Origin of the sequence: Corynebacterium dentalis (genome assembly GCF_900232865.1) — a bacterium.
In the GTDB taxonomy this organism is placed as follows: domain Bacteria; phylum Actinomycetota; class Actinomycetes; order Mycobacteriales; family Mycobacteriaceae; genus Corynebacterium; species Corynebacterium dentalis.
Genome location: NZ_OCTS01000014.1, coordinates 1 through 6,954 on the forward strand (window position 1 = coordinate 1; position 6,954 = coordinate 6,954).

The following is a 6,954-nucleotide window of genomic DNA, read 5'->3' on the forward strand; positions in this document are numbered from 1 at the left end:
GTTGGCAGTTCCGCTTGAAGGGGCCCAGGATTCGTACTCCTAGCCCCATGCTGGGGCAGGTTATGTTTATCTGCGTGCTCTTATACTCATCTCAGGCCGCGGCCGGGCTGCTGCGCATGAGTGCGGTGTACCAACGCCCCGTGGTCCGCTCGACCGCACCCCTACGATCCTCGTCCTTCGCACGCTCCATTCCGACCCCGAGCTGCAGTGCGACGTCACCGTCGAAACCCTGACCGCGACCGTCGACCCCCTGTCCCTCGAACTGCCGGAGACCTCGCTGGCACCCGCTTGGACCAGCGTCGAACCCCCACAACACGGGTGGAGATACATTGCGGACGTGTCCAGTCTGACGCTGATGCGTAGCGTCCGTGCCGGCATCGAGGCCGTGGCCCAAGCACTTCCCGACAAACCCGGCGACGATGTCGCCCGCAAGATCCGGGGCATGGTCTGGGGCACCCCGGACACAGCCCTCGCGTCGCTGCCACAAGGCGTCGCGTTCGCCGCCTACGTCTTCGGGTTCCTCAGCTCCGAAGGAGAGGCCGCGATCTCCACCGCCGGCCGCTGGACGCGGTTGACCCTTCCGACTGGACACGTACTCCTGCGCGGACCCGTCGTCTCTGGCCTCACCTCAATCCGCCGCACCCGGCCACGCGTCTCCGAGTCCTTCAAACCAATCGGATAATACTTGATACCCCATAGGGGTAAAGGGTAGGATTGGTGACTATGAGAGAGGCTGAACACGCGCACGCCACGTATGACACACCGCACCTGGATGCGGCCGGGATCGTGAGTCGGCAGCAACGCGAGTCCGGCGACTTCTACCTATTGACCGGTGTACATGCCGGGCATCAGCAGCAGGAACGCATCCCTGCGGGTTCAACCTCGAACTCGCGACCAAACTGACTAAGGAGGCATTATGCCCCGTTTTTCCCGATTGACCCCTGAGACCGCAGTGGGGAGCTCACGAGACTTGCTCGGCGATCTCGTCGAGCGGCACGGCGAGGTCGGAGACATGGTCTCGACGATGGCGCATTCCCCGGCGGTGCTCGGCGGTTATCTCCAGCTGAGCAAAGCCATGCGTCGCGCCAAGCTCGACCGCAAGGTCAGCGAGCTCGTTTCGATCGCCGTGCAGTCGCAGCAAGGATGCGGAATGTGCCTGGCCTCGCACATCAGCGCGGCACGATCACTCGGGGTCAGCGATAACGAGATCGCACTCGCCCAGCAGGGTACGGCGATGACCGGCCCGGTCGCGGCGATGATCGCGCTCGGCCTCCAGGTCTACCGTGAGCCTGCGTCGATCACCGACGAGCAGATCGACGAGCTTCGGGGGTTCGGGTACAGCGACCGTGAGATCTCTGATGTCGTCGGGGTCGTGTCGCTGAACATTCTCACCGGCGCCTTCAACCTGGTTGCCGGCCTCACGCCGGGCGACTGATCTTGCCGGCGACTTGGCGCCTTGGCCGAGAGGATAGGCAGCGGTCTGCAAAACCTTGTACACGGGTTCGAGTCCCGTAGGCACCTCCACTTTCCGCCGAATCCAATAAGGCACGCGTCGCAGGAAGCGGGCAGTCCACCCTCGGGCGCGCCGGAACCTCTGAGCTTCATTTCGCATCGAGCGACAGATCACACTCGACAATATCGTCATAGAGCGATATAATCGCTATATGACTATGAATCAACAAGAGGGGGCAACCCTCGACGAGGTGGCGACAGCAGCGTACGCCCACCTGTTCCAGGCATTTGCAGAACCGACGAGGTTGGCGATCGTGCAGCACCTCGCCTCGGGCGAGCACCGGGTCCGCGATCTGGTCGAGCACATGGGCCTGGCCCAGTCCACGGTAAGCAAACATGTCGGCTTTCTCGTTGAGTGCGGCCTGGCGACGATGCGCCCGGAAGGGCGCTCCACCTGGTACTCGCTGACACAGCCCGAACTCCTGCGTACCCTCGTCGCCGCTGCCGAATGCCTCCTCGATGCCACCGGCACGCAGGCCCTGCTCTGCACGCACCTGCGACTCCCACATACCCACCACGCGACAGATACGGAGAAGAAGTAGACATGGGCGCAGGACACAATCACGGCCCCGCAGCCAGCGAGACCGGGCACCCTGGAGATTTCCGCAAGAAACTCTGGATCGCATTCTCGATCACCGCGACGATCGTCGTCGCCCAGGCCATCGGCTCGGTCATCACCGGCAGCCTCGCACTGCTAACCGACACCGCCCATGCCATCACCGATGCCGTCGGCCTACTGGTCGCACTGATCGCCGGGACGCTGATGCTCAAGCCCGCCAACTCCAAGCGCACCTGGGGGTTCCGACGTATCGAGGTGATCGCAGCCCTCGGACAGTCGGCACTGCTGCTGGTGGTGGGCACGTACGCCGCCATCGAAGGAATCCGGCGACTGTTCGAGCCGCCGGAGGTGCCCGCAAGCGAACTGCTGATCTTCGGCATCATCGGCCTGGTCGCGAACATCATCGCCATCACCATCCTCGCCTCCAGCCGCGGTTCGAACTTCAACATGCGTGCCGCGTTCCTCGAAGTCCTCAACGACGCCCTCGGCTCACTCGGAGTGATCATCGCGGCGATCGTGATCTCCACGACCGGGTTCATGCAGGCCGACGCCATCGCCGGACTGTTCATCGCCACCCTGATCGTGCCTCGCGCGTTCAAGCTGATGCGCGAGACCACCGGCGTCCTCATGGAGTTCACTCCTAAGGGCCTCGACCTCGACAAAGTCCGCTCACACATCCTCGAACTCGACCACGTCCAGGATGTTCATGATCTGCACGCCTCCACTGTGGCGACCGGCCTACCGACCCTGACCGCCCACGTCGTCGTCGACGACGAATGCTTCACCGACGGTCATGCCGCCCAGATGCTCCAAGAGATCAAAGACTGCGTCGCAGGACACTTCGAGGTCTCCGTCCATCACGCAACCTTCCAGATCGAGACCGAGCACATTGCCGAACATGAACCGGAAGTCAGCAAGCACGACTGAACGCAGCGCCCCCTCCCGGGCTCGTACCGGGCGGGGCGCTTCCGCATCACACAGGTAGGCACTACCCCTATGGGGTACTATGGCCAATTGGCACCACGGGCAGGCACGAGAAGGAATCCCATGAAAAACCTCAGGTCATTGCCGAAGTACGGCGGGAAGAAAACCGCTGCAACCACCGTCGTGATCGGCGCTTTCCTGCTCACCGGATGCGCGGCCGCCAACGACTCACCCTCAGCCACCTCAGCCACCTCGGCCAGCGGAGCCGAGATTCTTGTCGAGAATGGTCTCGAAGGCCTCGACGTGCGGGAGCTGGTCGAAACGCTCGATGCGATCCCGCTGGACGATCGCACGGAGACCTTGACCACGTCGATCACTGCGGAGATGGTCACGCTCACTGATCAGCACGAGCACGCGACAGAGGTGCGGTTGCCCAGTGACGAGATCTACGTATCCGTTGCCCCGTATCGGTCGCAGACCCATGATTGCTACTACCACAGCCCGACCGGATGCCTGGGCGAGCTGCGCAACGCAGACGTGGCCGTAACGGTGACGGATGCGACGACCGGCGAGACGATCGTCGACGAGGAGTTGAGAACCCTCGACAACGGCTTCGTCGGGATCTGGCTGCCCCGAGGCATCGAGACATCGATCTCGATCACCCACGACGGCCAGACCGTCACCTCCGAACTTTCGACCGTCGGCGACGATGCGCAAACCTGCCTGACCACGATGCGACTGGTCTAAAACTAGCACCACGGGAATACCCCCACCGGGTAGGGTGTTGTGATGTGCGCGCGGTCTATCGCACGCGACGTGTAATAGGAAGGAAAGCAGTCCCATGAGCGAAGTCACCACCGTCGACACCCAGGCCTTCGAAGAGGTTGTGCTCCAGAGCGAGGTCCCCGTTCTCGTGGACTTCTGGGCAGCCTGGTGCGGCCCGTGCCGTGCGATCGCGCCGGTCCTGGACCAGATTGCAGCTGAGCAGGATGGAAAGCTCCTCATCGCCAAGCTCAATGTCGACGAGAACCCCGACATCGCCTCACGCTACAACATCAGTTCGATCCCTGTGATGAAGGTCTTCGACAAGGGTGAAATCGTGCGCGAGATCATTGGGGCGATGCCGAAGCCGCAGATCGAGCAACGCCTCGAAGGCATTATCTGAGGCTCGGCCGTCGAACCGTTCCCGAACTCCGCCGACCGTTGCGCGGCAGTTGATGGTCGCCCGACTCAGCGTGATTGCATACGTAATGCAAGACTGCGCAGTGCAACGAGCGCTTGAAGTGGCAGGACCCCGTTACCGAAGGCGGTCTTCTGCTGATTTGCAGTCAGTCCGCCCATCGTGTCGGTAATCCATCTGACTGGCAGATCCATAAGCCATTCCACGAACTCCGGCGACGGGCGTGGCCCTCTGTCCTCGTTCATATACACCAAATACACGGTTTGCAAGAAGTTAAGCAGTGTCACCAGAAAAGGGATTCTTCCATGGCACTGCCACCAGAAAAAATTGCTCAGCTTCAAGCAGCCCAAAAGACTGCCCAAGACCGAGAAGTTAATCAAGCAAAAGAACTTATAAACGCCCAAGACATTGGCTACACATCCAAACTCTTCGTCCAAGCATTATTTCCATACCGCAAGACCGACGAAGAAAAACGAGTCATAGAGACAGCACAAGGCCGAATCGTTGTCTACGCCGATGGAGGATTGCCCTACGGCAAATATCCCCGACTAATCATGGCCTACATCGTCACCCGTGCCGTGGAAAACGCAGGAAAGCTCAAAGCAGGCAAAATAGACCTTGAGCAAGCAGTCCGCATCCCTCTCGGACACTCCATGAACCACTTCCTCCAAGCCATCGGAGTAACTGGACGCGGCACAGGTGGCGCAACAGGGAACTTGGCCAATATCCGCGAGCAATTATTGCGCCTGGCTGATGCTCGCGTGACCGTCAAAGAGGACGATGGCGTACGCGCACGTGGTAAACACACTCAAATTATGGATGAATGGGACTTATGGTTTGATGCACGCGACCCTAATCAGGGAAGCTTCATCGAGTCCTACATCAAACTCACGCCACAATTTTTCCAGCACATTGTCGAAGCCCCCATCCCTATCGACCTTGCTGTACTACGCCAGCTCACCAAGCCACGGTCAATGGACATTTATATCTGGCTAACGGTCAAGCAGTTTTGGCTTAGCAAAAACAACCGAGACTCCTACCTTTTTACCTGGGACATGATGGCACAAAGCTTCGCCACCAAAGAGCTAGTATCAGGGCAAGACTGGGTGAACTTCCGCAACGAAATCAAGAAAGCCATCCACGATGTTCAGGCGATATGGCGTAATTGTGGAATAAAAGCCGACCTCGATGGAGTCACCGTCACTAAGACATCTCCCTCAGTTGAGAAAAAACCGCCACGTCCGCAGCTGGATTAATACTCATCAACGAGTGAGCGCCCCCTTGTGGGCGCTTTCTTTATGCCCTGGTCAGGCTGCGCATATTTACCAATACGGCTGCGCATATTTACCAATATCCAAGCAGTTATCCACAGGGCTTGAACTGGGATTTTATCTATTTCCCCTGGTCGCTTATAACTATAAACTGTAGAACTATATCCAGCAGGGGTAAACCAACCAGTCAACGCTAACGCTAACTAGTAAATAAGATTCCATCGTGGCTCACGCCCTCACTAACGTTCGGTTGTGCTGCCGCCCAAATCAAAGATTTGGTTGCCACCGAGACAACCTGGACTACTCACTGACCACAGCCTCCAGGACTACAGATAACCAAAGAATCTTTAAAGAGAACTCTCACAAAGGAACCCCAATAATTTCATCCTTACTGTCAATGCTCACTGGAGTGGGCACGCCCTTGTTACTTTTGTCGAAGCTCCGCAGAATAGTTTGTAGACCGCTCCCTCCCCATTACGTTGTTGGCAGTTCCGCTTGAAGGGGCCCAGGATTCGTACTCCTAGCCCCATGCTGGGGCAGGTTATGTTTATCTGCGTTCCTTCTGCCTTGTGGCAGTGGAACTAGTCGCTGGCTTCGGTATGGCTTGTTTTCGTCCCTGTCTGAAAATGATCCGGGGGGTGATGCCACCGAAGGCAGTGACATACTCCAGACTGCTAATAGGAAGGGCCTGACCCCCGGAAAGTGGACACGTCGGGGGTTATCTATGCTGCTTGGGTCAGTGTAGCTGATGTGAGTGCTTCGAAGTCATCGGGGGCTAGAAGGTTGCACCAGGAGTGTCGTCTGCGCGTGTTGTAGCGCATGCACCACCGGAAGACTTCCTGCCGGCAGGTTATCGGATTGTCAAAGATTTTCCGATCACGCAGCACTTCACGTTTTAGGGTGGCGTTAAATGATTCTGCCAGGGCATTATCGGCACTCGTTCCTACCGCTCCCATGGATTGGCGTACACCCAGCGACGAGCAGTATTTTCTAAACGCTTGTGAGGTGTACACGCTGCCGTGATCGGAATGAAAAATGGCCCCGTCAAGACTTCCACGCACACCATGTGCGTGGGCTAGAGCATCAATGACCAACGAGACACGCATGTGGTCTGCGAGTGCATAACCTGCAAGTTTCCGTGAATAGGTGTCAATGACTGTGGCCAAATACATGTTCTTGCCACCCTTACAGGGCAGGTAGGTAATGTCGCCGACATACACACGGTTCGGCTCGTCAGCTGTGAATGTACGGCCTACTAGATCTGGCATGACACGGTGACCAGGCTTGCGCCTGGTGGTGATGCATCGACGCCGTTTGCTAAAGCCTTTTAGCCCCATGTTTTTCATGATGCGTGCGACTTTCTTGTGATTGATCGGGGAAATGAAGTGCCCCAGGTTTTGTTCCGTCTGAGTAGATGGGAAAATCTGGAACATGCCAAAGAAATTTGACCAGGATGCGAAGGACCGCGTGGTCCGCCTCGTCGAGGACCGTATCCTGGCAGAGAACCT

General features: G+C 58.3%; 8 protein-coding genes, 1 tRNA gene and 1 pseudogene. 9 read left to right on the top strand and 1 reads right to left on the bottom strand.

The features are described from left to right. The first annotated feature begins 277 nt into the window (after nt 1-277). The 9 genes from CS919_RS10510 to CS919_RS10555 all read left to right on the top strand — a co-directional run bounded on the left by CS919_RS10510 (nt 278) and on the right by CS919_RS10555 (nt 5,431). Nucleotides 278-682 carry a DUF8185 domain-containing protein gene (locus CS919_RS10510; RefSeq protein WP_473938815.1) on the top strand — a complete coding sequence of 135 codons (405 nt, stop codon included), beginning with the start codon at nt 278-280 and terminating at the stop codon, nt 680-682. A gap of 41 nt (nt 683-723) precedes the next feature. Further along, nucleotides 724-903: a hypothetical protein gene (locus CS919_RS10515; RefSeq protein WP_099299416.1), complete on the top strand. Its 180-nt coding sequence runs from the start codon at nt 724-726 to the stop codon at nt 901-903. 67 nt (nt 904-970) lie between these two features. Further along, nucleotides 971-1,435 carry a carboxymuconolactone decarboxylase family protein gene (locus tag CS919_RS10520; protein WP_228073733.1) on the top strand — a complete coding sequence of 155 codons (465 nt, stop codon included), beginning with the start codon at nt 971-973 and terminating at the stop codon, nt 1,433-1,435. 15 nt (nt 1,436-1,450) lie between these two features. Then, a tRNA-Cys gene (locus CS919_RS10525) sits at nt 1,451-1,524 on the top strand. Nucleotides 1,525-1,664: 140 nt separating this feature from the next. After that, nucleotides 1,665-2,054 (top strand): ArsR/SmtB family transcription factor, encoded by a 390-nt coding sequence (locus CS919_RS10530; RefSeq protein WP_070478528.1) that lies wholly within the window; start codon nt 1,665-1,667, stop codon nt 2,052-2,054. Nucleotides 2,055-2,056: 2 nt separating this feature from the next. After that, nucleotides 2,057-2,998 carry a cation diffusion facilitator family transporter gene (locus tag CS919_RS10535; protein ID WP_070478530.1) on the top strand — a complete coding sequence of 314 codons (942 nt, stop codon included), beginning with the start codon at nt 2,057-2,059 and terminating at the stop codon, nt 2,996-2,998. A 120-nt stretch (nt 2,999-3,118) separates the two neighbouring features. Continuing rightward, the gene (locus tag CS919_RS10540; protein WP_200818378.1) at nt 3,119-3,742 is read left to right on the top strand and encodes a CueP family metal-binding protein; all 624 of its coding nucleotides are present in this window, start codon (nt 3,119-3,121) and stop codon (nt 3,740-3,742) included. Nucleotides 3,743-3,836: 94 nt separating this feature from the next. After that, nucleotides 3,837-4,160 (top strand): thioredoxin, encoded by a 324-nt coding sequence (gene trxA / locus CS919_RS10545; protein ID WP_099299417.1) that lies wholly within the window; start codon nt 3,837-3,839, stop codon nt 4,158-4,160. 320 nt (nt 4,161-4,480) lie between these two features. Then, a complete protein-coding gene (locus tag CS919_RS10555) occupies nt 4,481-5,431 on the top strand; it encodes a replication protein RepA (protein ID WP_099299418.1) in 951 nt (316 codons plus the stop codon). Between the two features lie 737 nt (nt 5,432-6,168). Here the strand turns inward: CS919_RS10555 and CS919_RS10560 are convergent. After that, nucleotides 6,169-6,819 (bottom strand): annotated as a pseudogene (locus CS919_RS10560) (IS3 family transposase); the annotation flags it as partial. Nucleotides 6,820-6,954: the final 135 nt, after the last annotated feature.

What these genes read in the sequence shown, in the direction of transcription:
- CS919_RS10515 (WP_099299416.1), top strand. Translation starts at nt 724, where the DNA reads ATGAGAGAGGCTGAACACGCGCACGCCACGTATGACACACCGCACCTG.
- CS919_RS10530 (WP_070478528.1), top strand. Translation starts at nt 1,665, where the DNA reads ATGACTATGAATCAACAAGAGGGGGCAACCCTCGACGAGGTGGCGACA.
- CS919_RS10535 (WP_070478530.1), top strand. Translation starts at nt 2,057, where the DNA reads ATGGGCGCAGGACACAATCACGGCCCCGCAGCCAGCGAGACCGGGCAC.
- CS919_RS10540 (WP_200818378.1), top strand. Translation starts at nt 3,119, where the DNA reads ATGAAAAACCTCAGGTCATTGCCGAAGTACGGCGGGAAGAAAACCGCT.
- trxA (WP_099299417.1), top strand. Translation starts at nt 3,837, where the DNA reads ATGAGCGAAGTCACCACCGTCGACACCCAGGCCTTCGAAGAGGTTGTG.
- CS919_RS10555 (WP_099299418.1), top strand. Translation starts at nt 4,481, where the DNA reads ATGGCACTGCCACCAGAAAAAATTGCTCAGCTTCAAGCAGCCCAAAAG.